Source organism: Sphingomonas sp. TREG-RG-20F-R18-01, assembly GCF_022662475.1.
Classification (GTDB): Bacteria; Pseudomonadota; Alphaproteobacteria; order Sphingomonadales; family Sphingomonadaceae; genus Sphingomonas.
This window is the reverse complement of the sequence record NZ_JAKNQQ010000001.1, coordinates 1018705-1044261: the sequence shown is the minus strand read 5'-3', so window position 1 is coordinate 1044261 and position 25557 is coordinate 1018705. Positions and strand designations below refer to the sequence as shown.

General features: G+C 68.4%; 20 protein-coding genes. 11 read left to right on the top strand and 9 right to left on the bottom strand.

Going from position 1 to position 25557, the window contains the following annotated elements:
- Positions 1 to 35 precede the first annotated feature (35 nt).
- Genes nagE through L8K25_RS05225 form a run of 6 tightly spaced genes read right to left on the bottom strand, consistent with a single transcriptional unit; the run spans position 36 to position 8380 of the window.
- Positions 36 to 1757 carry an N-acetylglucosamine-specific PTS transporter subunit IIBC gene (nagE, locus tag L8K25_RS05250; RefSeq protein WP_242137819.1) on the bottom strand — a complete coding sequence of 574 codons (1722 nt, stop codon included), beginning with the start codon at positions 1755 to 1757 and terminating at the stop codon, positions 36 to 38.
- Positions 1754 to 4276, bottom strand: coding sequence for a phosphoenolpyruvate--protein phosphotransferase (ptsP, locus tag L8K25_RS05245; protein ID WP_242137818.1), 2523 nt, complete (start codon positions 4274 to 4276; stop codon positions 1754 to 1756). The genes nagE and ptsP overlap by 4 nt, the downstream gene beginning before the upstream one ends.
- 52 nt (positions 4277 to 4328) lie before the next feature.
- Positions 4329 to 5486 carry an N-acetylglucosamine-6-phosphate deacetylase gene (gene nagA, locus L8K25_RS05240; protein WP_242137817.1) on the bottom strand — a complete coding sequence of 386 codons (1158 nt, stop codon included), beginning with the start codon at positions 5484 to 5486 and terminating at the stop codon, positions 4329 to 4331.
- On the bottom strand, positions 5483 to 6553 hold the full coding sequence (locus L8K25_RS05235; RefSeq protein WP_242137816.1) for an SIS domain-containing protein: 1071 nt from the start codon (positions 6551 to 6553) through the stop codon (positions 5483 to 5485). Before L8K25_RS05235 ends, nagA begins: the two co-directional genes overlap by 4 nt.
- 49 nt (positions 6554 to 6602) lie before the next feature.
- Positions 6603 to 7340, bottom strand: coding sequence for a copper homeostasis protein CutC (locus L8K25_RS05230; RefSeq protein ID WP_277923512.1), 738 nt, complete (start codon positions 7338 to 7340; stop codon positions 6603 to 6605).
- Positions 7341 to 7372: 32 nt separating this feature from the next.
- Positions 7373 to 8380, bottom strand: coding sequence for a N(4)-(beta-N-acetylglucosaminyl)-L-asparaginase (locus tag L8K25_RS05225; protein ID WP_242137815.1), 1008 nt, complete (start codon positions 8378 to 8380; stop codon positions 7373 to 7375).
- Between the two features lie 171 nt (positions 8381 to 8551).
- Between L8K25_RS05225 and L8K25_RS05220 the strand changes: the two genes are divergently transcribed.
- From L8K25_RS05220 to L8K25_RS05210, 3 genes are all read left to right on the top strand, one after another.
- Positions 8552 to 11623 carry a TonB-dependent receptor gene (locus tag L8K25_RS05220; protein WP_242137814.1) on the top strand — a complete coding sequence of 1024 codons (3072 nt, stop codon included), beginning with the start codon at positions 8552 to 8554 and terminating at the stop codon, positions 11621 to 11623.
- Between the two features lie 303 nt (positions 11624 to 11926).
- A complete protein-coding gene (locus tag L8K25_RS05215; RefSeq protein WP_242137813.1) occupies positions 11927 to 12205 on the top strand; it encodes a hypothetical protein in 279 nt (92 codons plus the stop codon).
- 41 nt (positions 12206 to 12246) lie between these two features.
- A complete protein-coding gene (locus L8K25_RS05210; RefSeq protein WP_242137812.1) occupies positions 12247 to 12723 on the top strand; it encodes a hypothetical protein in 477 nt (158 codons plus the stop codon).
- 45 nt (positions 12724 to 12768) lie between these two features.
- On the opposite strand, the gene L8K25_RS05205 is transcribed toward L8K25_RS05210, so the two are convergent.
- A complete protein-coding gene (locus tag L8K25_RS05205) occupies positions 12769 to 14865 on the bottom strand; it encodes a FecR family protein (RefSeq protein WP_242137811.1) in 2097 nt (698 codons plus the stop codon).
- Positions 14866 to 15054: 189 nt separating this feature from the next.
- On the opposite strand from L8K25_RS05205, the gene L8K25_RS05200 reads away from it, so the two are divergent.
- Both L8K25_RS05200 and L8K25_RS05195 read left to right on the top strand, forming a co-directional pair.
- On the top strand, positions 15055 to 16683 hold the full coding sequence (locus L8K25_RS05200; RefSeq protein ID WP_242137810.1) for a ShlB/FhaC/HecB family hemolysin secretion/activation protein: 1629 nt from the start codon (positions 15055 to 15057) through the stop codon (positions 16681 to 16683).
- Entirely contained in the window at positions 16683 to 18989 is a 2307-nt protein-coding gene (locus L8K25_RS05195; RefSeq protein WP_242137809.1) for an EAL domain-containing protein, read from the top strand. Before L8K25_RS05200 ends, L8K25_RS05195 begins: the two co-directional genes overlap by 1 nt.
- Positions 18990 to 19007: 18 nt before the next feature.
- Here L8K25_RS05195 and L8K25_RS05190 read toward each other — a convergent pair whose 3' ends face one another.
- Positions 19008 to 19286, bottom strand: coding sequence for a hypothetical protein (locus tag L8K25_RS05190; protein ID WP_242137808.1), 279 nt, complete (start codon positions 19284 to 19286; stop codon positions 19008 to 19010).
- Positions 19287 to 19698: 412 nt separating this feature from the next.
- Here L8K25_RS05190 and L8K25_RS05185 point away from each other — a divergent pair, with 412 nt between their 5' ends.
- The 5 genes from L8K25_RS05185 (at position 19699) to lysA (ending at position 23266) form a co-directional block, all read left to right on the top strand.
- Positions 19699 to 20742, top strand: coding sequence for a rod shape-determining protein (locus L8K25_RS05185; RefSeq protein WP_242137807.1), 1044 nt, complete (start codon positions 19699 to 19701; stop codon positions 20740 to 20742).
- Positions 20743 to 20882: 140 nt separating this feature from the next.
- A complete protein-coding gene (locus L8K25_RS05180) occupies positions 20883 to 21155 on the top strand; it encodes a hypothetical protein (protein WP_242137806.1) in 273 nt (90 codons plus the stop codon).
- A gap of 35 nt (positions 21156 to 21190) precedes the next feature.
- A complete protein-coding gene (locus tag L8K25_RS05175) occupies positions 21191 to 21712 on the top strand; it encodes an SAM-dependent methyltransferase (protein ID WP_242137805.1) in 522 nt (173 codons plus the stop codon).
- A complete protein-coding gene (locus tag L8K25_RS05170; protein WP_242137804.1) occupies positions 21709 to 21969 on the top strand; it encodes a hypothetical protein in 261 nt (86 codons plus the stop codon). The genes L8K25_RS05175 and L8K25_RS05170 overlap by 4 nt, the downstream gene beginning before the upstream one ends.
- Positions 21962 to 23266, top strand: a complete 1305-nt coding sequence (gene lysA / locus L8K25_RS05165; RefSeq protein ID WP_242137803.1) for a diaminopimelate decarboxylase — start codon at positions 21962 to 21964, stop codon at positions 23264 to 23266. Before L8K25_RS05170 ends, lysA begins: the two co-directional genes overlap by 8 nt.
- Before the next feature lie 268 nt (positions 23267 to 23534).
- On the opposite strand, the gene L8K25_RS05160 is transcribed toward lysA, so the two are convergent.
- The gene (locus L8K25_RS05160; RefSeq protein WP_242137802.1) at positions 23535 to 24383 is read right to left on the bottom strand and encodes an oxidoreductase; all 849 of its coding nucleotides are present in this window, start codon (positions 24381 to 24383) and stop codon (positions 23535 to 23537) included.
- A 145-nt stretch (positions 24384 to 24528) separates the two neighbouring features.
- Between L8K25_RS05160 and L8K25_RS05155 the strand changes: the two genes are divergently transcribed.
- Positions 24529 to 25536, top strand: a complete 1008-nt coding sequence (locus L8K25_RS05155; protein WP_242137901.1) for an NAD(P)-dependent alcohol dehydrogenase — start codon at positions 24529 to 24531, stop codon at positions 25534 to 25536.
- Positions 25537 to 25557: the final 21 nt, after the last annotated feature.

The window sequence follows — 25557 nt, the reverse complement described above, 5'->3', positions numbered from 1 at the left end:
GCCGGCGAGATCGCTCGCGGGCGGCCCGGCCAGCCTCAGCCGTTCGCCAGGCGCCCCAGCAGTTCGTCATCGCCCAGCAAATGCAGCACGTTCTGGCTGGGGCGCGCCACCCCGTGGAACTGCAACGCCCCGAGCGCCGCATCGTCGGCCGCCGTGGCATCGCGCAGCGCGATCCTCAAGCGGCCGTGATGGCGCGTGCTGCCCGTGATATTGGCGGCCCCGCCGAGCGCCGCGACGAGCGGTACGGCCAGCGCCAGATCCGCGATTGCGACCGGAGCCTCGACGCGCGGCGCGGCGGGGGAGTCGGGAATTCCGGCGGCGAGCGCATCGCGAATTTCGACCGCAACGATGTCCGCGACCGGCCCCAGCACGACCTGTAGCGCGGTCGCCGAAGGACGGATCATGCCGCGCGCGCCAAGCGCCTTCAACGCGCCGTCATCGACCAGTGCCTGGTCGCGTACCACCAATCGTAGCCGGGTCGTGCACGCCCCGACCGATGCCAGATTGCCCGCGCCGCCAAGCGCCTGGGCGAAGGCCTGCCCCCGCCCGCCCGGCGCGACGGGCGCCACCGCGACCGGCGTTTCGGACAGCGGTTCGCGGCCCGGAGTCGGCAAGTCGAACCGCTGGATGAAGAACCGGAACAGGCCGTAGTAGAGCGCAAAATAGATCGCGCCGATCGGCAGCAGCATCAGCGGGCGGGTCGCCTTGCCGAAGTTCAGCACATAATCGAACAGCCCCGCCGAAAAGCCGAACCCCATCTTGACCCCGAGCAGGTCCATGATCGCCATCGACAATCCGGTCAGCACCGCATGGATCACGAACAGCACGGGCGCGAGAAACATGAAGCTGAATTCGATCGGCTCGGTCACGCCGGTCAGCATCGACGTGAGGGCGAGGCTGAACAGCATCCCGCCGACCGCCTTGCGCCGATCGGCCCGCGTCGCATGGTACATGGCGAGGCACGCCGCCGGCAGGCCGAACATCATCACCGGGAAGAACCCCGCCATAAAGCTGCCCGCGTTCGGGTCGCCCGCGAAGAAGCGGCGCAGATCGCCGGTCGTGCCGTGGAAGTCGCCCACCACGAACCACGCGATGTTGTTGAGCAGGTGATGCAGTCCGGTGACGAGCAGCAGGCGGTTCAACAGGCCGAAGACGAACACGCCGGGGGCGCCGGCGCCGGTCGCCGCAAGGCTGATCGCGTCGATCGCCGCGCTGATCCCGTGAAACGCGAAGCCGACGACGGCGGCGAGCACCAGTCCGGCCAGCCCGCTGATGATCGGCACGAACCGCCGGCCGCCGAAAAACGCCAGATATTCGGGCAGTTTCATTGCCGAGAAGCGGTTGTAGAACAGCCCGCCGACCAGTCCCGACAGGATGCCGATCGGTACGTCGAGGCGGGCCATGACCTTCGCCTTCCACGCTGCGGTCGCGAGATCGACCGCGGGTCCGGTGAAGCCGGCGAGTTCGGACGGCGGCACGACCAGCAGGGTCTTGCCCGCCTCGGTCGTCACCAGGAAACAGGTGACACCGGCGAGGCACGCCGCGCCATTGCCATCGCGCGCGAAACCGGTCGCGACGCCGAGCGCGAAGAGCAGACCGAGATGGTCGAAGATCGCCTGGCCCGCCGCGCCCATGAACGGGATGCCGAGCAGGTCGGGCTGGCCCAGGCGGAGCAGCAGCCCGGCGATCGGCAGGACCGCGATCGGCAGCATCAGCGCGCGACCCAGCGATTGCAGTCCGCCAAGGTTCGGTTTCATGCCGGGGTCTCCTCGGAGGCAAAGCGTCGGGCGAGCGTGCGGACTTCCGGCGCGCATGCACAGGCGAGGACCGCCTGTGCATGCGCGCGGCAGGCCTCGAGGGATATTTCGCGCACGCGCGCCTTGATCGTCGGGACCATTGCGGGCGCGGCGGAGAGTTCGGTCACGCCAAGCCCGAGCAGAATCGGCACCGCGAGCGGATCGGAAGCGAGGCTGCCGCACACCCCCGTCCATCGCCCATGCATCGCACCGCCACGGCAGGTCTGCGCGATCAGGCGCAGCACCGCCGGGTGCAATCCGTCGAGCGCGCTGGCGACCGCGGGGTTCGCGCGGTCCATCGCGAGCGTATATTGTGTCAGGTCGTTGGTGCCGATCGACAGGAAATCCGCCTCGCGCGCGAGCGTGTCGGCGGTGACCGCGGCGGCGGGCGTTTCGACCATGATGCCGAGCGCGATCGGCGTCGCGATCTCCATCTCGGCGCGGAGCCGGTCCAGCACGCGCCGAACGTCGCGCAGTTCCTCGACCCGCGCGACCATCGGCAGCATGATGCGGCACTGCCCGATCGGCTGCACCTGCAGGATCGCGCGCAACTGATCCTCCAGCAATGCCGGATGCGCCAGCCCGACGCGAATGCCGCGCAAGCCCAGCGCCGGGTTTTCCTCGGCCGCCATCGTCAGATAGGGGGCGGGCTTGTCGCCCCCGATGTCGAGCAGCCGGACGATCAGCGGGCGTCCTGCGAGCCCGTCGGCGATGGCCTGATAATCCCGATGCTGCTCGGCGACGCTGGGGGCGGTGTCGCGGTCCAGGAACAGGAATTCGGTGCGGAGCAGGCCGCAGCCTTCGGCGCCATTGGCCACCGCCGGTGCGGCTTCGGATGCCGCGCCCAGATTGGCGAACACCTCGATCCGCGTGCCATCGGCAGTGTGGCATGCTACCGCCGCCGTGGCGAGCGCATCGGCGCGCCTGCGCGCGGTCGCGGCCTGTTGCACTTCGGCGGCGGCAATCTCGTCGGCGGTCGGATGCGACAATAGCCGGCCCTTGTTCGCGTCGACGATGATCCGCGTGCCCTCGGCGATGTCGAGGACGGCGGCACCGGCAGCGACCAGCGTCGGCAGGCCCATCGACGCCGCGAGGATGGCGACGTGCGACGTCGGTCCGCCACGGGCGATGCACAAGGCCGCCAGCCCTTCCGGAATGGCGATCAGATCGGACGGCAATAGATCGTCCGCGATCAGGATCGTGCCGACGGCATAAAGGTCGACGGTCGGGGCTGCGCCAACGAGCAGCGCCAGCAGGCGTCGTTCCAGGTCCAGCAGGTCGTCCGCCCGCTCGGCCAGCCGGGCGTTGCCGCCCGTGCGGAGGATGTACGCCTGCTGCCGGATCGCCATGCGCCACGCCTGGCCTGCGCTTTCGCCGCGCGCGATACCCGCATCGGTCGCTTCGCGCAGTTCCGGATCGTCGAGCAGCGCTGCATGCGCCTGGAGGATGGCCTGCGCCGGCCCCCGCGCTGCGAGCGCCTGGCGCGCGACATCCTGCACCAGCTGGCTATGCGCGTCGTCGAAGGCCTGGGTCTCCGCAGCGATGCCGCGCCCATGTACAGGAACCTCGATATCCGCGGTCCGGTGCTGGCGGACCGGCCCGACCGCGAGTCCGGGGGCCGCGCAGACGCCGCCGATCGTGCCGGGCGCCAGATCGTCGGGGACCGGCGACGGGGGCAGGGAAGGGGACGGGATCGCCGGTGTCGCTGGCGCTTCTCCCATGCCGCCGGCGATCAGCGCGACGAGGGCGTCCAGCGCCTGGTCGGCATCGTGCCCGTGCGCGCTCAACGTGATCTTGTCGCCGAACGCGATGCCGAGACCAAGCATTCCGGTCGGGCTGCGCGCGGAGGCAGAGCGATCCCCCTTGGCGATCGTCACCGTGGCATCGCGCTCGCGCGCCAGCGCGGCGATGCGCGCGGCGGGACGGGCGTGCAAGCCATGCGGCAGGTCGATCCGGAGCGTCCGCGTCGTGCTGATGCCGCTCGCATCGTGCGGTTCCTGCGGCGCGCCGGCGGATGTCGCCGTCGGTTGCAACGTCATCAGCGCGGCACCCACCGCGATCGGTCCCGGCGCGGCGATATCGGACACGACGGTCCCGCCGGTTTCGGTCAGCAGGATCGGCGTGATGACCGCCCGCGCCGACTGGACCAGCAGGTCGAGGTCGAACCGGATCAGCGGATCCCCCGAAGCAACCTGATCCCCGATCGCGACCAGCGGGGTGAAGCCTCGCCCGTCCAGCGCGACCGTGTCGATCCCGAGATGCATCAGGATCTGGGCGCCGTTCTCGGCCTCGATCGTGATCGCGTGGCCGGTCGCCTGAAGGCCGACGATGCGCCCGGCGCAGGGCGCGTGCAGCGTGTCCCCGGTCGGATCGATCGCAATACCGTCGCCGAGCATCCGTCCCGCGAACACCGGATCGGGCACCGCTTCGAGCGGGGTGACCCAACCTTCCAAAGGTGCTGACAGGATGATCGGCGCCATGGTGTCTCCTCGATCGGGGGGGGGAGCGTGCCGCAGGCGGCACGCGCCGTTATCAGGCTGGAACGATGTCGCGGCGGGCGGTTGCGGCAACCGCGCCGCCAATCGTCGTGGTATGCGGCTGGAACCCCGTGTCGAGGATGACCCAATCCGCGCGCTGGCCGGGCGCAAGGCTGCCCCGTACCGCCGACAGCCCGAGGAACGCAGCCGGGTTGGTCGCCGCCATGGCCGCTGCCTGTTCCGGCGCTACGCCAAGGTTCAAGACGGTGTTGCGCACCGCGCGCGCCATGTCGAGATCCGATCCCGCCAGCGTCCCGTCGGCCCCGACGCAGCGCCCGCCCTCGACGTGAATCGCGCGACCCTGCAGGACGAAGTCCTTCACCTGCGCATTCACGCATGGCATCGCGTCGGACACCAGCATCATCCGGTCGAGCGGACGCGCCCGCAGCGCGACGCGGAGCACGGCATCGTCGGCATGGAAGCCATCCGCGATCAGCCCGCAATACACCTGCTGGTCATCCAGCGCCGCGCCCACCACGCCCGGTGCGCGATGCACCAGCGGCGACATCGCGTTGAACAGATGCGTCACCCCGGTGATCCCCGCGGCAAAGCCGTCCCGCGCCTGCGCATGGGTCGCATCGCTGTGGCCGAGACTGACGCGCACGCCCGCACGCGCCAGGGCGGTGATCCGGTCGAGCGGCGCGATCTCCGGCGCGAGCGTGACCATGACGCGGCCACGGCGCGGCTTGAGCAACACGTCCATCAGCCGGTCGTCGAGCGTCCCGAAGTGTTTCGGGTCGTGGATGCCCTTGCGCGTCACGTTGATCACAGGGCCTTCGATATGCGCGCCGACGACACCGGGCACGCCCGCCGCGATCGCCGCGTCGGTCGCGTCTAGCGCCTGCGCGATCGCATCGGTCGAATCGCTGATCAGCGTGGGCAGATAGGCGGTGGTCCCATAGGGGCGATGCGCATTGCCGATCGCCGCAATGCCCGCGACGGTCAGCGCATCGTTGAACAGCACGCCGCCGCCGCCATTGACCTGCGTGTCGATGAACCCGGGCATCATCCACCCGCCATCGAGATCGGTTGCGCCCGCCGCCGCGCCGTCGCGCAGGCCAACGATCACGCTGTTCTCGACGTCGATCGTCACCGCATCGCGGACTCCGCCCGCGGTGACGATATGGCCGTTCACGAAACTGTACGAAGTCATAGCGTCCGGGTTACCTTGCTGAGATGGCTCGGCGCGTCGGGATCATAGCCGCGCGCACGGGAAAGGGCATCTGCCATTCGGTAGAAGCTCTGGATCATCAGGATCGGCTCGATCGCCGGATCGGCCTTGGCGGCTGGAACGGCCGTCGGGGTCTGCGTCGCACCGTCGGCGCGGGCATCGGCAAGGCACGCCTTGGCGCCACGACCGGCGAATTCCGCCGCGACGGCGCGAACGTCATCCCCGACGGCATCGGACGTCGCGAACGCGATGATCGGAAAGCCCGGGCCGACGATCGCCATCGGTCCGTGCCGCACTTCGGCCGAACTGAACGCCTCGGCATGGAGGCCGCAGGTTTCCTTGAGCTTGAGCGCCGCTTCCTGCGCCACCGCCAGGCTCAGGCCGCGCCCGATGACGAACAGGTTGGTCGCATCCTGCAGCGTGCCCCCGACCGGTTGCCAGTCGAACCCCCAGGCCCGGTCGAGCAACTTGGGCAGCGCGATGACGGCATCGGCGAGCGATTCGTCGAGCGACCATTCGGCGACCAGCGCGGCGATCGCGGCCAGCGACGTGATGTACGACTTGGTCGCGGCCACCGATCGCTCGGTGCCGGCCGACAGCGCGATCAGCGTGTCCGCCATCCCGGCGAGCGGGGACGTCGTGTCGTTGACCATCGCGACGACGTGCGCCCCGGCAGCCTTTTGCGCGGTGACCGTGGCAAGCAGGTCCGGGCTGCGGCCGCTCTGCGAGATCGCGATGCACAAGGCGTTCCCCGGTGCCGCCGGTGCCGCATAGACCGACGCGACCGACGGCGCGGCGGAGGCGACGAGAATGCCGATCCGCGTTTCGATCAGATATTTCGCGTAGGTTGCAGCGTGGTCGGACGACCCCCGGGCGCAAGTGACCACGACCGACGGCGGCGCATCGCGCAGCAGTTTGCCGAGGCGGACGAACGCCGGGCCGTTCGCGGCAAGCATCCGCTCGACCGCGGCGCTGGCTTCCGCGGCTTCCCGGAACATGAGCGTGGGTGCCCCGGGGGCGGTCGCTGCATCAGGATTGGTGTCGTACATGGCCCGTCCGTTCAATTCGCTCTGAGCGTAGGTTATATATTGGTACTGCTCAAGCAAGGAAATGGATGAGGCGAGCGAGTTCCGCGACGCGATCGGCATCGGTTTCGCCGCTGTCCGCGGTGACAAACCCGAAGCGGCGTTCCGGCGTGTCGTCCGCACCGCGGCGAACGGTTCGGCAGGAGGCGTGGAGTTCGCCGATCCCGGCGGCGAGGATGGCAGGGGCGGTCTCGCTGTTGATCCCGCTTCCCGCCAGGATGGTGATCCTTCCGGCGGCCTGGGCATGCAACGCTGCCAGGGTCGCCACGCCCTCGATCGCGCGGGGCATCCCACCGGAGGTCAGGATCCGGTCGAAGCCCAATGTGATCGCCAGCTCGAGCGCGTCACGCGGGTCCGGGACGAGATCGAAGGCGCGGTGCAGGGTCACCGCCATGCGCTCGCCCCGCGCATCGCCCAGCGCCCTGGCGTGTTCGATCAGCCGCGCGAGCACGGGGGCGTCGAGCGTTCGCTGCGGCGTGCTGGCACCGATCACGACCCCGGCGAGGCCCGCTTCCGCGGCGGCGCGCACGTCGTCCGCGATCAGCGCCTGTTCGGCGCCGTCGTATTGGAAGCCCCCGGCGCGGGGGCGGGCCAGCAGGTGCACCGGCAGTGGCGCCGCGGCGGCCGCCCGGATCAGCGATCCCGGCGGCGTCAGGCCGCCAACCGACAGCGCGGCACATAATTCGATCCGGTCCGCGCCGCCTTCTGCCGCCGCCTGCAGTCCCGCGATCGTTTCGACGCAGACCTCCAGCGTGGCGCCCGGGCGGCGCCGCGAGCCTGCGGCTATGCCTGGAATAGCGACGTTCCCTGGTGAATCGTGGTCCGTCCCGCCATGTCCGTGACCGCGTAGGTAAATCCCGGCAGCAGGCAGAATGCTCCGACGTTACCGCGCGGATCCAGCGCGAGAAACCCGACCTGCACGCCGCGAATGGCGTTGCCGCGCAGGCTGGCGATGTGTTTGACCACTTCCTCGCACGCGGCCTGGGCCGACTTCCCGGAGCGCATCGACGCGACGACGCGCGCGGTTCCGGCGATCCGCGTCACTTCCTCGCCGAGCCCGGTCGAGGTCGCGGCACCGACGCCAGCCTCGACATACAGCCCGCTGCCGACCTGCGGCGAATCCCCGACGCGACCGCGCATCTTGAACGCCATGCCGGATGTCGTGCAGGCGCCGGCGAGACGACCGTCGGGATTGCGGGCGAGCAGGCCGATCGTGTCATGGTCGAGCGCGCCCCCCGGCGTCCGCGCGCGGCGGTTCTCGCTGTTCGCCTCGGGGCGATACTGCGCGGTCGTCAGCCAGTCGCGCCACGCTTTCTCGGCCTCGGGCGTGAGCAGGTTACGCTGCGGGAAGCCCTGTGCCCGCGCGAACCGTGTCGCGCCTTCGCCGACCAGCATCGTATGGGGCGTCTGCTCCATCACGCGCCGGGCGACGGAAATGGCATGCACCGTATCTTCCAGCGCCGCGACCGCACCGACGTTGCCGGCATCGTCCATGATCACCGCATCCAGCGTGACGTGGCCGTCGCGGTCGGGATACCCGCCGTACCCGACCGAATGGTTTGTCGGATCCGCTTCGGGGACCATCGCGCCCGCCTCGACCGCGTCAATCAGCGAGGCGCCGGCCGACAGCCGCGCGAAGGCGGCATCGTTTGCCGCCGCGCCGAAGTCCCATGTCGACAGGACGCGCGCTCCGCCGGCACCCGCCGCGGTCGTGCGCGCCAACGCCTTGGCTGCGGGCAGCACCCCGATCATGCCAGAGGCGAGCGCGAGCAACGAACGTCTACTGGTCATGGCGCCCCCCGATACATCCTACTGATGCGATCATGCCACACGTCGCGAAAATGCCACAAGAGGTATTATTTGGTATTGTTTAGGTGTTGACCAAATCATTTTTTAAATGGAACCTTATGGCATCTGGCAGTCACGCAAAAAGCGGGCGTCTGCATCAGGCGGGGATAATTTATGCCGTTCAAGAATTCCGTTTCAGTAACCGCCATGGGCGTTGCGCTCGCCTTCGCGGTTCCGGCCCATGCGCAACAGGCGGATCCGGCCGCGGCGGTGCAGGCGCCCACGACCAGTACGCCCGATGCCGCGGCCGATCCGAGCGTCGCCACGGAAACCAAGGCGAACATCATCGCCGGCCGGCCGGCACCTGCGGCAAACGATGGCGATATCACGGTAACCGGTACGCGCATCACCCGTCCCAACATGGCATCGGCCGCGCCGATCACGTCGGTCACGGCGCAGGACATCAAGGCCCAGGCACCGACCAACGTCGAGGACGTGCTCAACCGCCTCCCGCAGGTCGCGCCGGACAGCCAGCAGACCTATAATGATTCCGATGGCCGCCAGCGGATCAAGCTGCGCAGCCTGGGGTTCGAACGCACGCTGGTGCTGATCGATGGCAAGCGGCTCGGGACGCAGAACGGCCAGGACGTCGGCATCATCCCGCCCTCGTTGCTGGAGCGGGTCGACGTGCTGACCGGCGGTGCCTCGTCGGTCTACGGATCGGACGCGATCGCGGGTGTCGTCAACTTCGTTCTCCGCAAGGACTTCGAAGGGGTGCAGATCGACGGCAACTACAATTTCTACAACCACGAGAACAAGGACACGGTGGTTTCGCCGCTGGCGCGCGCGGCGGGCTTCTCCAGCCCACGCGGCCTGATCAACGACGGTGGACGTGGTGACGTTACCCTGACCGTCGGAAAGAAGCTGTTCGATGGCGCTCTGCGGATCAACGGCTTCGTCAATTACCGCAAGACCGACGAAGTCGGGCTGACCGACCGCTCGAACTCGGGCTGCTACATCACCCAGTTGCAGGCCAACGGTCCGCTGTCCTGCGGCCTGACGCCGAGCAGCTCGACCAGCGGCCTGATCACGTCGCAGACCGGTGCCACGCAAGGCGCGCAATATGTCAACAATCCGAACGGCACGCGCACCTTCGTGCCGTTTGGCGCAGGGGTCGGCAACGCGTCCAACTATTTCAGCGGCTACGCCTACCAGCGCCCGTCCGAGCGGGTGAACGCCGGCGGCTTCGTCAGCTACGACGTCGCGCCGCATGTCGAACTCTACGCCTCGGGCATCTGGTTCCGCGACAAATCGTATAACAATTATCCCACGATCGCGAGCGGAACGGTGCAGGTCAACTGCAACAATCCGTTCCTGTCGGGCACGCAGGCCACGGCAATCGGCTGCGGCGCGGGTACCACGAGCGTCCCGATCGGCCTGAACTATCGCCTGGGCGAGAATACGGACCGGCCGGACACGTACGTCAACACCGGCGTCCGTCTGACCGGCGGCGTCCGCGGCAAGATCGGCTCGGCGTGGACCTATGATCTGGGCGGCGTCTATGCCCGCAATCATCAGGATTACACGCCGAGCTTCGTCAACGCGACCAACCTGCAGAATGCGATCAACGTCGCCGGGACGCGCGCCGCGCCGACCTGTGCCGGAACGAGCGATCCTGCCTGCGTGCCCTTCGACGCCTTCAGCGCGGGCAACACCGATCCCGCGCTGATCAACTATCTGTTCGGTACCGGCACGTCGGTCACCACCGGCACGCTGTACGACGTCCTTGCCAACGTCAGCGGTGATCTCGGCAAATATGGCATCACATCGCCGTTCGCCGACCAGGGCGTCGCGATTGCGCTCGGTGCCGAGTATCGCAAGGACACGCTGAAATCGAGCGCCGACAGTGCCTATCGCGCTGCGCTCGGCGGCAACGATTCCTTCCTCAGCCAGGACGTCTGGGAAGGCAATATCGAGGCGCAGGTCCCGCTGGTCGAGCACAAGCGCTTCGCCGAACTGGTGCAGGTCAACGGCGGCTATCGCATCTCGAAGTACAGCAGCAATTCCAGCACCTTCAACACCTGGAAGGCGGAGGGCATCTATGCGCCGATCAAGGATCTGACCTTCCGGGCGTCGTTCAACAAGGCGCAGCGCGCGCCGACCGTGGTCGAGATCCGCCAGGCCACCAACATCGACTTTGCCTCTGGCGGTTCGGGCTCCTTCCAGGATTTCTGCGCACCCACCGTCACCAATGGTCCCAACGGCACCACCTATGGCGCACCGATCGCCTCGCGCGACGTCTGCCGCGCGACCGGCCTCTCGGACGCGCTGTACGGCAGCCAGACGTTGCTCTGCACCAACGGGACCACGCCGAACGGCACCAGCGCCTGTACGGTCCGCTCGGGCGGGTTCACGTCCGAGCCGGAGACGGCCTACACCCAGACCTACGGTATCGTGGTCAAGCCGCGCTTCGTCCGCGGCCTGGTCTTCTCGGTCGACCGGTATCGGATCAAAATCGACAACTCGCTCGGTTATAATGATTACAGCTATTATACCGATGGTTGCCTGCGCTCGGGCGGCGACCAGTTCTTCTGCCAAGGCATCGTGCGCAATCCCGGCACCGGCACGCTCTATTCCTCGGCGGCCTCCAATCCGACTACCGGCTTCATCCGGCAGGGCACGACCAACTATTACACGTCGATTGCGCGCGGCTATGATTTCCAGGCGCAATATTCGCTGTCCCTGAAAACCATCGGCAAGATCGACTGGAGCTTCAACGGCTCGCTGACCACGTTCGCCGGCGGTCAGGATTCCCCGCTGCAGCCGTCGCGCAATTGCGCGGGCTATTACGGCAATGGCTGTGGTCAGTTGATCCCCAAGTGGAGCCACGGCCTGCGCACCACCTACACGACGCTCGACAAGGTTTTCGCCGCGTCGTTCAACTGGCGCTACGTCGGGTCGTTGACCAACGCCAACAATTCCGGCGATCCCGCAATCGGTGGCACCGCCGACCGGGTCCTGACCAGCTATTATCGCGTGGCACCGATCAGCTATTTCGATCTGGCGCTCAATTTCGCGGTGACGAAGAAGCTTTCGATGCGGCTGATCGCGAACAACCTGCTGGACAAGACTCCGCCGATCGTACCGGATTCGTACAACATCAGTCTCGCGCGCAGCAACACCATCCCGCAGCGGTACGACTCGCTGGGACGCAACATCGCCGTCGGTTTCACGGCCAACTTCTGAAGACGACGGGTGGGAGCGTTCCGGCGCTTCCACCCCGACTCGCGGCTGGCGGCTGGTCAGCCGACGGTCCGAACGACGTTCGCCCAAGCGGCGTCGTCGAGCGCACGGCCGTGGCGCCGCGTCGCCGGCCTACGGAATGCTCCAATATCGAGCAAATGGCGCGTTTGAAGCCGCAACTAGAACAGTCGCATCCGATCTGATGCCATGGTGTTGACCATATGGTGCCTTTGAGACCTCATGACGGTGTCGAAATCAATCGACATCAATTATAGGATCGGAGATCGCATCATGTCAGCGTGTGCAATGCTATCATATGGCAATGTCACGGCGTCAGCGTGGCAATGCATCAAGAGCGCGGCCGCGTCGCACGGCGTGACCATCAACACCAACAGCGGTAGTGTAACGGTCAGCGGCTTTACTTTTGCGTGGAACTATAATCCGGGTGCATCGACGCTGTCGGTCCAATGTACCGACAGTCCCTGGTTCGTTCCGTGCAGCACGATCAACAGCCAGCTCAACAACGCCATCGAAGGCTGTCTGACCCAGGAGAAACTGGAGCAAACGATCCTGGTCGACGTTTGAGGGCCGGTTTCGTGCAGGAAGATCGCGCGTCCGACTTGGCGATGCTTTCCGCCGCGCTGAAGCGGATCCTCGATCTTCCTGACATTGCGGACACCGTGGTGGAACGGGCCGCTGCCGATCCGCTGTTCCTGAATCGGATGATGGCCGTCCGTGACGACGCGTCCGCCGTACGATCCATGATGGCGACGGTAACCGGAGCGCTTCCCAAATGGACCGCCCCGGCGACCGGTGTCGCGATCCGGCACCTGAGCTCGGCGATCGCGCGATGGGCCGCCGTGGGGTTCCGACCGGTCGACGTGCCGACGCTGGAGGCGCGCGTCGCGGCATGCCGGCGATGTCCGCACCTCGCCGAGCCGGGCCAGATCCTGCAAAAGGCCGTGGCGGGCAGAGGGGGCAAGATGTGCGGGCTGTGCAGTTGCGCGGTGGAGAAGAAGGCGTTTCTCCCCACTGAACGGTGCCCGGCACCCGATCCCGAACGGCCCGGCCTCAATCGATGGGGCGACCCGCACGTCGTCTAGGGTGACGCGGGGAGATCGCTCGCATCCGCCCCGCGTCGTCCCGGGTCATTTGAACAACCCGAGCGCAAGGCCCTTGCCATTGCCCTTGAGCAGACCCTGCGCCGCCTGCGAGACGGCGTCGACGACGGTCTTGGCGGCATTGGCGGCCGCAGCCGCCGCGGCATCCGCGGTCGCCTTTGCGGCCTGCGCCGCTTGTTCCTGTTGCTTGGCAAGGTCGGCGGCGGCTTTCGCGGCGTCCTTGGCCGCCGCCTTGGCGCCGTCATCGGCGGCCTTCGCGGCCTGATCGCTGGCGGCCTTGGCGGCGTCCTGCTGGGCCTTTGCCGCGTCCTTCGCAGCCTTTTCGGCGGCCTTGTCCGAGGCGGCCTTCGCGGAGTCCTTGGCCGCCTTGTCCACATCGGCTTGTGCGGCATCGGCGGCGGCCTTGGCCGCGACCTGGGCAGCGTCGTTCGCCGCCTTGGACGCCTGTGCCGCCACGGCGGCCGCGTTGCTCGCGGCCTTGTCGGCGGCATCCTTGGCGGCTTGCTCCGCGGCCTTCGATGCGGCGGCGGCCTGGTCGGCGACGGCCTTCGCCGCATCCTTCGCGACCTTGTCCGAATCCGCGCGCGCGGCGTCTGCGGCGGCCTTGGTGGCGTCGTCGGCCGCCTTGGCCGCGTCGCGCGCGGCCTGATCCGCCGCAGCCTGCGCCGCTGCATCGGACGGGGCGCTCGCTGCATCGCGCGCGGCCTTGGCGGCGTCGCTTGCCGCCTTGTCCGATGCCGCCTGGGCCGCGGCCTTTTCGGCCTGCTTGCTGGCGCGTTCGGCGTCCGCCGCAACCGCGGCGTCGGCTGCCTTTTGCGCGTCGGCCAGGGTGCTTGCGGCGGCCGCGGCGGTGGCAGCCGCAGTGGCGCTGTCCTGCGCCGATCGATCGGCGGCGGCGCGGGTGACCTCGTCCGACAGGCGAGCGGCGGCGGCGGCGGCCGCCTGCGCTTGCGCCTGGATCGCCGCCTTGGCGACCCGGTCGGCGTCCGCACGCGCGGCCTGGTCCGCCGCTGCCGCGGCGTCGCGTGCGGCCTGGTCGGCGAGTGCCTTGGACGACGCCGCATCGGCCATGCTGGTCGCCTTGTCCGCGGTGGCGCGGGCCGAAGCCTCCGCCGCGCGCTGCGCGGCAGAGGCGGCATCGACGGCCGCCTTGTCGGCATCGGCCTTGGCCTGTGTCGCGGCGATCGTTGCGTCGCGTTGGCGTTGCGCGGCGGCGTTGGCCTGGTCGCGCGCGTCCTCCGCCGCGATCGCGCGGTTGGCGGTTTCCACCGCCTTGACGGTCGTGGTCGACCCTTCGGTCGCGATCCGGGTTGCGCTGGCCAATTCGGCAAGGTCGGTCGCCGCGGCCTGGCCACCGATCGTGCCGTTGACCAGCCCGCCGGTCACGGTTGCGAGCGATACCGGCGCCTCATAGACGGCAGCGGCGATCACCGGCGCGGTTTCCACCACGGTCGCGGCGGCGGCGCTCGGCGCTGCGGCCGGCGCGGCGGATCCGTTTTCGGCGGCGGGTGCGGTTGCGGGGGCGGTCGGCGTGACGGCGGCGGGGGCCGCGGGGGAGACGATCACCCGGGCCGCGCCATTCCCTTCGACACGCATCCGGTAACGGTCGCCCGCGCCCACCATCGCGACCGAGCCGGGCTTCAACAGGTCGTGTGCGCCGCCATCCCTGGTCGCAACGTCGACCGCGCCTTCCAGCACCTGGACCGATGCCCCGGCCGACGTGACGCCAACCGAGAAGGTCGTGCCTTTGACGACGGCGGCGAGATACGGCGTCTTCACCTCGAAATGCGGCGTCATCTTTTTCTTGATCATGAAGACGACGTTGCCGAAATCCTCGACCATCTGCGTAAAGCCGTTGGCCTGCACCGCTTCGGGCAGGCGCAACTGCGAGCGGGCGGCGACCATCATATATTCGGTCCCGCGGACGAGGACGGCACGGCCGCCGGGCCCGGTCGTCACCGTGTCGCCCGCACCGATCGACAGACCACGCGTCGCGATCTTAGACAAACCGCCATGCCCGATCTGCACCGGGCCACTGGTTTCGCTGACGGTCCAGCCGGGTTCCCCGGCCAGCGCTGCGGACGAGCAACCCGCCACCAAAATCGCGATCAATCGCTTGCGCACACGTCACTCCAACCAGACCTTTGACACCGTCCGATAACGACGCAGAGCTTTGCGATTGCGTTCAAAAATGCGGTGAATCCGGCGTTATCCCTTTTAGAAATCAACCTTTTGCAAAGGCTTGGCCGATATCGACGGGGGATCAGAGAAGGATTTCGAATGCGTTTTGGGGCAGCTTGCGGATTTGTTGGCGTGACGGCCGTCGTGTGGCCGGGGGCGGTGGCCCAGGCGCAGACACGGCTGAATCAGGCGGACCCGTCGATCCTCGAGCGGGCGTTGCCACGGCCCGGTCAACCCGAGAGCGCCCCCGAAACACCCATCATCACCGGCCCCGCGGCACATGCCGCGCCGCCGCTCGAGGCCGCGCCATGGGTCGCGGCCGCGATCGTCGTGGATGGTGCGCCGGAGGTCCCGCGCAGCGCGTTCAGTTCCGCGATCGTGCCGTATATCGGGCGGAATCTGGCGCGCGACGATCTCGCCGCGTTGTCCCGCGCGGTTGCCGATTCGGCGCGCAAGGCTGGGTTTCCGTTCGCGAGCGCATATGTCGCCCCACAGGCTCTCGCCAGCGGCGTTCTGCACGTCCGCCTGGACGCCGGCACCATCTCGGCGGTCCGCGTGATCGGCGCGGTCAACGCACTTGCCGACCGGATCCTGACGCGGGCGCTGGTGACCGGGCAGCCGGTGCGGCGCGAAGCCCTGGAGCGCGCGATCCTGCTCGTCGGCGATATTCCCGGGGTGTCGGTCAAGACCAGCCAGCTCATTCGACAGGACGGCTTCGGGATCCTGCTGGTGACGATCGCGGAGGACCGTCTGAGCGCCTATGCGCAAGTCGACAATCGCGGCAGCAAGGAGATCGGCCCGATCCGGACGACGCTGCTGGCAAACGCGCGCGGCGTGTTTCAGCCGGGCGACGAACTGGGCCTGCTGTCGTCGCAGACGCCGTTTCAGCCGTCCGAATTCGTCTTCGTGCGGGCGCGCTACAGCGCGCCGGTGGATGCGGACGGCAACGTGCTGTCCGCCTCCGCCTCCTATGGCCGCGCCAACCCCGGGGCGGCGCTTTCCGCGCTGAACGTCGTGGGGGAAAGCATCGATGCGGCGGTGCGCGCATCCACGCCGCTGGTGCGAAGCCGGACGCGCAGTCTTTGGGCGAACGTCGAGTTTCGCGGATTGCGGAGTGACCAGACCTTGCTCGGCAGCGCGTTCCGCAACGACCGGCTGGCAACGCTGACGGGTTCGGTGAACGGCTCGACCGCTGCGGGCGGGGGCGTGCTGACCGGCGAAGTGGCGATGGTGGTCGGCTTGCCGATCCCCGGCGTGACGCACGAAGGCGATGCGCGAACGTCGCGAAGCGACGGCGATGCCCGCTTCGTCACCTGGGGCTATGCGCTCGACTGGGCCAGGCCGCTGGCCCGGCACATCAGCCTTGTCCTGTCGTCCGAAGCGCAACTCGCGTCGCGTCCGTTGCTTGCCACGATGGAGATCGGGGCGGGCGGCCCTGCGTTCGGGCGTGCCTATGACTATGCGGAGCGCACCGGGGACGACGGGATCCTTGGGGCGGGGGAGCTTCGGGCGGATGCCGGTGCGGTGCTGCCCGGTATCATCGACCGGTTGCAGTTCTACGGATCGATCGATGGCGGCTATGTCGGCAACCTGCGCGATGGGCGGGGCGGGGGCGCCCTGCTGTCGACGGCGACGGGGCTGCGGCTCGGTCGTGGACGCGTCGACGGGATGGTCGAACTGGCGTTCCCGCTCAACGCAGACCGGTTCGATACCGGCAACCGCAATCCGCGCCTGTCCTTTCGACTGTCCCGGGTGTTCTGATGCAACGCGTGCTCGTGCGGGAGGGGCGGCGCTGGTCGAGCGCGGTGATCCTGGCAGTCGTCCTGCTCGTGGGAATCGTTCTGGCGTTCAGCCCGACGGGCGCGGCGTTCGACCGGATCCTGTCGTCCGCGCGTTTCGGCGTGGTCCACCGCGCGGCGAGCGGCCGCGTGCTGGTGGTCGAGATGGATGCGCAGAGCGCCGCGGCGATCAAGCGCTGGCCGTGGTCGCGCGCCAATTATGCCGCCGTGGTCGACCATTTGCGCGCAGCGGGCGCGAGCTCGATCGTGTTCGACGTCGACTTTTCCTCCGCATCGGACGCTGCCGGTGACCAGGCGCTCGCCGCGGCGCTGGCCCGGGCTGACGGTAAGGTCGCGCTCCCCACGTTCGGTCAGTCGGCGAACTCGCGGCAGGACCGTATCGTCGATGCGCTGCCGATCGCGCCGTTGCGGCCACACGTCGCGCTGGCGTCGGTCAGCATCGCGCCCGACCCGGACGGGCAGGTGCGATCCATGCCGTTTGCGACGATGACGGTGGGAACGCCCCGCCCGTCACTATCGGCCTATATCGCGCAACGCTCGGGAACCGCGGGCGCGGATTTCCCGATCGACATGGCGATCGATCCTGCAACGATCCCGCGGCTGAGCTTCATCGATGTCCGCGACGGACGGTTCGACCCGCAAGCGGTGCGGGGCCGCAACATCCTGATCGGTGCGACCGCGATCGAGATGGGCGACCGCTATGCGACCCCGCAATGGGGGGTCATTCCCGGGGTCATCGTCCAGGCCATCGCCGCCGAGACGCTCTTGCGCGGCGTGCCCGTGCGGGGATCGTGGATCGTGCCCTTCGCGCTGGCCCTGCTGAGTGCGCTGGGGATCGTGCGTTTGCGTTCCGGCATCACCCTGCTGATCGGCACGATCGCGGCGCTAGCGGGCATTCTTGCCATCGTATTGATCGCGCAGCATTGGGTGCAAGTCACCTATCCGTTGTGCGCGGCGCTCACGATGGTTGCGCTGACCGGTGCGGCCTGTGGCGGGCGCGAGATCGCCGGCCGTTTCCGCACCCAGCGGCTGTTCGACGAATCGACCGGCTTGCCCAATGCGCGATCGTTGCTGGCGCCGGTTGCGCAGGACATGGCAACCACGCTGGTGGTGGCGCAGCTCGACAATCACGACAGCCTGCTCGCGGTGCTCGGGTCGGAACGCGTTGGCGACGTCATCCTGCGCGTGTCCGAGCGGCTTGCGCTGATCGCTCAGGAGCAGCGGCTGTATCGCACGGCCGACCGGCACCTGGCCTTCCTGCTCCCGTCCGGCGAACCGGTCGACGATAGCCTCGATGGTCTGCGCGCGCTTCTGCTCCAGCCGGTCGAGGTGGCTGGGCGCCGGGTCGACGTTGCCGTGTCGATCGGGGTCGCCACCGGCCAGAGCGCCAGCCGCGAACGCCTGCTGGTTGATGCGGCGCTCGCGGCCGACGCGGCGTCGCGCGCGGGCGTGTTGTGGCGGCACAGCGTGGTCGACGACCAGGACCTGGAACGGTCGATCTCGCTGATGGGCGATCTCGACGCTGCGCTGGAGGCGGGGCACGTCGAGGTGTTCTATCAACCCAAATACCACCTTGCGCTTGGCCGCATCACCAGCACCGAGGCACTGGTGCGGTGGCGGCATCCCGACCACGGTTTCATCGGCCCCGACACGTTCATTCCGCTGGCCGAGCGGACCAACCGGATCGGGCCGCTGACGCTGCACGTGCTGCGCAGCGTGGTGCGCGATCTGGCGGACTGGCGCGTGAGCCACGGGTCGATCACCGCAGCGGTCAATATCTCGGCCAAGCTGTTGTCGGATGCGGCGTTCAACGCCACGGTCGCGGACATTCTGCGCACGTCGGGCGTCCCCGCGACGGCGCTGATCTTCGAAGTGACGGAGTCCGCCGCCATGTCGGATCCGGCCAGCGCGATCGCCGCGCTCGAACGTTATCGTGCGCTCGGCATCGCAGTGTCGATGGACGATTACGGGACCGGGCAATCGACGCTGACCTACCTGCGCCAGCTGCCGTTGAGTGAGCTCAAGATCGATCGCAGTTTTGTCCAGCATGCGCACCGCAACCGCAACGACGGCGTGCTCGTCCGCTCGACGATCGAACTGGCGCACGATCTCGGCCTCAAGGTCGTGGCCGAAGGCGTCGAGGATGCCGACTGCCTGGCGTTCCTCAAGGCCTGCGGATGCGATGTGATCCAGGGCTATTTCATCAGCCGTCCGGTCCCGCTGGCGCAGTTCCTGGCGCTGCTGGAGGACGACGCGATCGCCGCCTGAGACCCGGGCGTGATGCCGTCAGCGGCGTACCGTCGCGACCGGGTCGCGCTGCGGATCGTGGATCTGGATCCCGTCCCGGGCCCACGTCGCGCGAGCGCGGCAAGGATCGCCAGCGTTCCGCGGCGTGGGATCGGCCGGCGCCGGATCGGCAAACGCACGGAGGCAATAGACGTCGCGCGTTCCGGCGTATTGGACCCGGTAGGCATCGGTGACAGTCCTGCGCTGATGCGCGGCCGACGCCGTTGCAGACCATGCCAGCGCCACGCTTGCGGCGGCAACCAGTGCGAAATGTTTCATGCAGGCCCCGATCGACATTGCGCACCGACCATTCGGGGCGCTGCCGATGGCAATGCGATTAGTGTGCCAGTTGCCTAACACACAGGGATCGGGGAATATCGCGGAAGAGCGCAGGATCGATGGTTTGGGAGGTCCGCTAACATCTCGCACGGGGTGCCAATGTTCGTCGATCCGTTGGGGTGCATGACCGTACCCCCCCCGCTGCGCAGCTGAGACGAGGCCGATCCGATTGCGCCGTCGGATGAACGGTGGCATCGTCGCGACCAACGGCCCGGCGAAGACGACGGAACGCCGGCAACGGTCGTTTTGACGCAGACGGGCTTGACCGCCCGCGTACTGGGGACCACGGCGAAGGACATTCCGTTCGCTCCGGGGGGCCTGTACTTCCCGACGTTTTGAAGATTGTATGCCCATGCGCTTGTCTCGCCTGTTGTCACCTTCCTCCAGCGACCTGGCGATCGACCTCGGCACCGTGAATACCGTCATCTACCTGCGCGAAAAGGGGATCGTCCTGAACGAACCCTCCGTCGTCGCGCTCGAGACGCTCGACGGTGTGCAGCGCGTCCGCGCGATCGGCGCGGAGGCCAAGCTGATGCTCGGCAAGACCCCGGACGCGATCCGCACGATCCGCCCGATGCGCGACGGTGTGATCGCGGACATCGATGTCGCCGAACAGATGATCAAGCATTTCATCGAGAAGGTGAACGGCGGGCGCAACTGGCTGTCGCGCGGGCCCGAGATCGTCATCTGCATCCCGTCGGGCGCGACCCCGGTCGAACGCCGCGCGATCCGCCAGGCGACGATGAACGCGGGCGCGCGCAAGGTCCATCTGATCGAGGAATCGATGGCCGCCGCGATCGGCGCGGGGCTCCCGGTCGCCGAGCCGATCGGCGCGATGGTGGTGGATATCGGCGGCGGCACGACCGAAGTCGCGATCCTGTCGCTGCGCGGGCTGGCGTACAGCACCTCGGTCCGCGTCGGCGGGGACCGGATGGACGATGCGATCGCCTCCAGCATTCGCCGCAAGCACAATCTGATGATCGGCGAAGCGACCGCCGAGCAGATCAAGTTCGCGATCGGCACCGCCCTGATGCCCGAGGACGGCGTCGGCAAGGAAATGCGCGTGCGCGGACGCGACCTGCTCAACGGCGTGCCGAGCGAGATCACCGTCAACCAGGCCGAGATCGCGCAAGCGCTCGCCGATCTGGTCGGGCAGGTGATCGAGGCGGTGCTCTCCGCGCTCGAGAAGACCGAGCCGGAACTGGCGGCGGACATTTTCGATCGCGGGATCGTGATGACCGGGGGCGGGAGCCTGCTCGCCGGGCTCGACACGGTGTTGTCGGAGGCGACCGGGCTGCCAGTGATCGTCGCCGAGAACGCGCTGACCTGCGTCGCGATCGGGGCAGGGCAGGCGCTCGACGACCAGGTGTTCCAGGGCGTGCTGACGACCGCCTGATCTATACGGGGTCTTTATGCCGACCCCGCCGGATCGATCTCGAACCTTAATGCGCGGCAGGCCTATCTGAAGGCCAGCCCGATCGCGTGGCCGCCGGGTTTCATCGGCGGCGCGGCAGGATCGGGCGCAGGAGCCGTGCCATGCTTTCGACCATCGATCCGGAGCCCGACCAACCCTCGTGCGTGCTGAAAGTCGGGCAGGATACCGCGGGACACTGGCTCGTCCAGGATAGCGGCGGGCGCCTCGAGGGACGCTTCATTTCGCAGGCCGCGGCGATGGCGTTTGCGCGCAGCGAAGGCCATTCGCTCCGCGGCGCGACCATCGTGCGCGTCGAAACCCCGCTCGTCCCGACGATCTCGTTCGCGCGGGTCGAGCCGTGGGAAAATGCGCAGCATCTGCGCCACGCCGCCTGATCGCGCCGGCACGCCTCATATTCCAGGACAATTCCATGACTCATCTGGCTGATCATTGCGTCGCCGCGCCCGTCCGCGCGCGCGCCGTCCCAGGACCGCGTCGGACGTCGCTCGCGCGGCATTCCGCGCCGTCGCGCGATCCGCGCTGGTCGGCGGTGTCCGCCGCGCTGTCCGCGCTGCGCGCGCGCAACCGCCGGAGTGTGCGCATCGTCGATGCCGACTGCGGCCGCGGTACGCTGTTGCTGTGCGCGGTGCGTCATGCCCGCGCGCTCGGCTTCACCGCGATCGAGGCACGCGGGATCGACACCGCGCCGCGCGACGTCGCGCGGGCGCGGGTGACGGCCGCACGATTGCACGATCCCGCCATTGGCATTGCGTTCGAGACGGGGGATCTCGTCGCGGCGCTGGAGACGGAATGCGCGCTGCCTGCCGATATCGTGCTGTGGCACGGCCCGTCGGGCGACGTCGCGGCGGAGCGCGCGGTCGCTTGCGCTGGACGGACGTTGATCGCGGACCCCGCTCCCACGGACGTCGGCGCCTTGGGGATGGTGGCATGACCCAGCGCGATATTGCGTGGCGCAGCCTGGGGGTTGCGCTGTTCGTCGCGGGGGCGGCGATCGGGGTGAGCAGCCGGCTCGGGGAAAGCTCGGTGCCGGGACTGGCCGGGTTCCTCCTCGCGCTGTTCGGGTTCGTGCTGGTCGTGCAGGGCAAGCGCGTTCCCGCCGCCTTCCGGGTCGAGCGCAGCCGCCACCGCAGCCTGCCCCAGTCGATTCATGCACGCCGGTCCCGCCGGATGGACGGGCGCCGTGGATAAACCAAGTCGGCCCGCGGAGCCGTTCGCGCTGCACGACGGCGTGCTCCATGCCGAGGGCGTTCCGCTGCCGGTCATCGCGCGGGCGGTTGGCACACCGGCCTATGTCTATTCGAGTGCCGCAATGCGGGCCGCTGCGCGCGCGTTTTCTGCGGCGCTCGCCGGCGTTCCGCGCAAGCGGCTGGCGTTTGCGGTCAAGGCCAACCCCAATCTGGCGGTGCTGCGGCTGCTCGCGGCGGAGGGCTATGGCGCCGATATCGTCTCGGGCGGCGAGATGCTCCACGCGCTCGCGGCCGGAATGCCCGCCGCCGCGATCGTCTATTCAGGGGTCGGCAAGACTCGCCACGAACTCGCCGCCGCGCTGGATGCCGGGATCGGCCAGTTCAACCTTGAGCTGGAGGAGGAGGGGCAGATGCTCGCCGCGCTCGCCTTGGCACGCGGGATCCGCGCGGCCGCAGTGCTGCGCGTCAACCCGGACGTCGATGCCGGGACGCACGCCAAGATCTCCACCGGACGCAAGCAGAACAAGTTCGGTGTCGCCTGGCAGGATGCCCCCGCGATCTACGCGCGGCTTGCGGCCTTGGATGGGCTCGACCTGCGTGGGATCGCGATCCACATCGGCAGCCAGTTGAGCGACCTCGGTCCGCTCGAAATTGCCTATCGGCGCGTGGGTACGCTGATCGCGACGCTGCGCGCGGCGGGGCACCGGATCGACCATGTCGATCTGGGGGGCGGGCTCGGCGTTGCCTATGCACCTGCGGACGCGGTGCCGAGCGTTGCAGCCTATGGAGCGATCGTCGAGCGCGTCACGCGCGATTGGGGCGTCACGCTGACGTTCGAGCCGGGCCGCTTCATCGCGGCGGCGGCGGGCGTGCTGCTGACCGAGGTGACCTGGGTCAAGCCGGGGGCGACGCATCCTTTCGTCATCGTCGACGCCGCGATGAACGACCTCGCACGGCCCGCGCTGTACGACGCGTTCCACGATTTCGCGAGCGTCGTGCCGACGGGGGGACGGATGACCGCGAACATTGCCGGCGCGGTCTGCGAAAGCGGGGATACCTTCGCGACCGCGCGCGAGATCGACTGCGTGCGTGCCGGGGATCTCGCGGTGTTCAAGACGGTCGGGGCCTATGGCGCGACGATGGCGTCGACCTACAATTGCCGCGCGCTGGTGCCCGAGGTGCTGGTCGATGGCGACCGGTTCGCGGTGGTGGCGGAACGCGTGTCGCCCGAGGCGATGCTCGGGCACCAGCGTCTGCCGTTCTGGATGGCGCCGGTCGCGCCACGGCGTGCGGCGTGATGAAGCGGGTGCGGCTGCTGCTGCCGCGTCGCCCCGCGGAGCAGGAGGATGATCACGCCCGGCGCGCGCCGCCACGGCCGCGGATTTCGGGCCGGCTGTCACTGACCTGCGGGGGGACGGAGACGGACGTAAAACACCGTGGCGGCGGTTGACGCATTCCCCCCAGTTGCTGCGCGGGCAGGAACCCGGGCGTTCCGGACGCAACGTCTGTCACCGTCCTCAACCCTGGGTTCCTGTCATCACACGAATGCGCGGCAAGTAGCCGCGCTCAGCCTTCCGGAAAATCCGCTGCCAGGCTCGCGTCGCGATGCTGCTCGATCTCGGTCAGGCGCGCCTTTAGCTTGTCCGTCACCATGTCATACCCCCATTTGCCGAGCACCAGGTGCCGCGGCGGGTTGGGATCGACCGTCAGCGCGATCATCGCCTCGCCCGCGCGGACGGGGTCGCCCGCCTGCTTGCCGCTCCCGCTGCGCGTATCCGCAAGGCGTTTGGCGGCGGTGTCGGCATAATCCGCGATGCGGCTCTCGGTCTGCTGGAGCGAACGGCCGGCCCAGTCGGTGCGGAACGGCCCCGGCTCGACACAGGTGACGTCGATCCCGAGCGGGCCGACCTCGGCGAGCAGCGCGTCCGAGAAGCCTTCGACCGCATGCTTCGATGCGGCATAATAGCCCGACCCCGGAAAGCCGACGAACCCCGCGACCGAGGTGATATTGATGACATGCCCGCTCTTCTGCGCGCGCATGTGCGGCAGCACCGCGCGCGTCATCGCGAACAGGCCGAAGACGTTGGCGTCGAACTGGTTGCGGATCTCCGCCTCGACGCCTTCCTCGATCGTGCTCTGATAGCCATAGCCGGCATTGTTGACGAGCACGTCGATCCGCCCGAACTTCTCGGCCGCTGCCTGCACCACCGCGTCGATCTGGTCTTGCTTGGTCACGTCGAGCGCCAGCGCGAGGACGCGGTCGGGGGCGGCGTCGGCGAGGTCGGCGACACGGTCGGCGTCGCGCGCGGTCGCGACGAGGCGCCAGCCGCGATCGACGATCAGCTTGGCGAGATCACGTCCGAAACCGGTCGAGCAACCCGTTACCAGCCAGACGGGGGATGGGGAGAAGGTCATGCGCAGATACTCTTGCTGATGCAGAATGGGTTCGGCGACACAACGGCCGATCCGCCCGGGAGTTCACCGCTTTTATGGGAGCGGTCCCAGTCCCGGGGCGTTGAGCGCCCAGCGACGGGCCGGTGTGCCCGCAAAGGAGATCATGATGCGGACGATGATTGTAGGCAACCCGATGAACCTCGACCAGCTGGCAGCGGGCGAACGCGAGGATCCGGGGCAGCCGGGACCGGGCGAGATCCGCGTCAAGGTGCAGGGCAGCTCGCTCAACTTCCATGACCTCGGCGTGGTGACCGGACGGATGGGCGAGGCATCGGGGCGGATTCCGCTGGCCGATGGCGCGGGCACGGTCGAGGCCATCGGCGCGGACGTCAGCGAATTTGCGGTCGGCGATATGGTCGTGTCGTGCTTCTTCCCCGATTGGCAGGACGGTACGCCGACCGTCGGCGATTTCAGCCGCACCCCCGGTGACGGGATCGACGGCTTCGCGCGCGACGCGGTGGTATTGCCGGCGACCGCATTCACTCGTGCGCCCAAGGGCTATGACGCGGTCGAGGCGGCGACGATCACCACCGCCGGGCTGACCGCATGGCGCGCGCTGGTCGTCGACGGCAAGCTAAAGGCCGGGGATACCGTGTTGCTGCTCGGCACCGGCGGGGTGTCGATCTGGGCGCTGCAGATCGCCAAGATGATGGGCGCGGTGGTCGCGATCACCTCCTCCTCCGACGAAAAGCTCGCGCGCGCGAAGGCGCTGGGGGCGGACTTCTGCCTCAATTATGGCACCACGCCGGGATGGGGCAAGGCGATCGCCGATTGGACCGGCGGACGCGGGGTCGATCATGTCGTCGAGGTCGGTGGCCCAGGTACGCTCGCGCAATCGATCGAGGCGGTGCGCGTCGGCGGGCATATCTCGCTGATCGGCGTGCTGACGGGCGGTGCGGGCGAGGTGCCGACCGCGGCGCTGATGTCCAGGCAGGCACGCCTGCAGGGCCTGATCGTCGGTAGCCGTCGCGAGCAACAGGAATTCGTCCGCGCGCTCGACGCCAGCGGGATCCGGCCGGTGGTCGATCGTCGCTTCCCGCTGGAGCAGTTGGCGGAGGCCTTCCGCTACGAGACGAGCGGGGGGCACTTCGGCAAGATCGGGATCGAAGTGTAACGGGGTAGAGCGCGATGTCCT

What these genes read in the sequence shown, in the direction of transcription:
- nagE (WP_242137819.1), bottom strand. Translation starts at nt 1,757, where the DNA reads ATGAAACCGAACCTTGGCGGACTGCAATCGCTGGGTCGCGCGCTGATG.
- ptsP (WP_242137818.1), bottom strand. Translation starts at nt 4,276, where the DNA reads ATGGCGCCGATCATCCTGTCAGCACCTTTGGAAGGTTGGGTCACCCCG.
- nagA (WP_242137817.1), bottom strand. Translation starts at nt 5,486, where the DNA reads ATGACTTCGTACAGTTTCGTGAACGGCCATATCGTCACCGCGGGCGGA.
- L8K25_RS05235 (WP_242137816.1), bottom strand. Translation starts at nt 6,553, where the DNA reads ATGTACGACACCAATCCTGATGCAGCGACCGCCCCCGGGGCACCCACG.
- L8K25_RS05225 (WP_242137815.1), bottom strand. Translation starts at nt 8,380, where the DNA reads ATGACCAGTAGACGTTCGTTGCTCGCGCTCGCCTCTGGCATGATCGGG.
- L8K25_RS05220 (WP_242137814.1), top strand. Translation starts at nt 8,552, where the DNA reads ATGCCGTTCAAGAATTCCGTTTCAGTAACCGCCATGGGCGTTGCGCTC.
- L8K25_RS05215 (WP_242137813.1), top strand. Translation starts at nt 11,927, where the DNA reads ATGCTATCATATGGCAATGTCACGGCGTCAGCGTGGCAATGCATCAAG.
- L8K25_RS05210 (WP_242137812.1), top strand. Translation starts at nt 12,247, where the DNA reads ATGCTTTCCGCCGCGCTGAAGCGGATCCTCGATCTTCCTGACATTGCG.
- L8K25_RS05195 (WP_242137809.1), top strand. Translation starts at nt 16,683, where the DNA reads ATGCAACGCGTGCTCGTGCGGGAGGGGCGGCGCTGGTCGAGCGCGGTG.
- L8K25_RS05190 (WP_242137808.1), bottom strand. Translation starts at nt 19,286, where the DNA reads ATGAAACATTTCGCACTGGTTGCCGCCGCAAGCGTGGCGCTGGCATGG.
- L8K25_RS05185 (WP_242137807.1), top strand. Translation starts at nt 19,699, where the DNA reads ATGCGCTTGTCTCGCCTGTTGTCACCTTCCTCCAGCGACCTGGCGATC.
- L8K25_RS05180 (WP_242137806.1), top strand. Translation starts at nt 20,883, where the DNA reads ATGCTTTCGACCATCGATCCGGAGCCCGACCAACCCTCGTGCGTGCTG.
- L8K25_RS05175 (WP_242137805.1), top strand. Translation starts at nt 21,191, where the DNA reads ATGACTCATCTGGCTGATCATTGCGTCGCCGCGCCCGTCCGCGCGCGC.
- L8K25_RS05170 (WP_242137804.1), top strand. Translation starts at nt 21,709, where the DNA reads ATGACCCAGCGCGATATTGCGTGGCGCAGCCTGGGGGTTGCGCTGTTC.
- L8K25_RS05160 (WP_242137802.1), bottom strand. Translation starts at nt 24,383, where the DNA reads ATGACCTTCTCCCCATCCCCCGTCTGGCTGGTAACGGGTTGCTCGACC.
- L8K25_RS05155 (WP_242137901.1), top strand. Translation starts at nt 24,529, where the DNA reads ATGCGGACGATGATTGTAGGCAACCCGATGAACCTCGACCAGCTGGCA.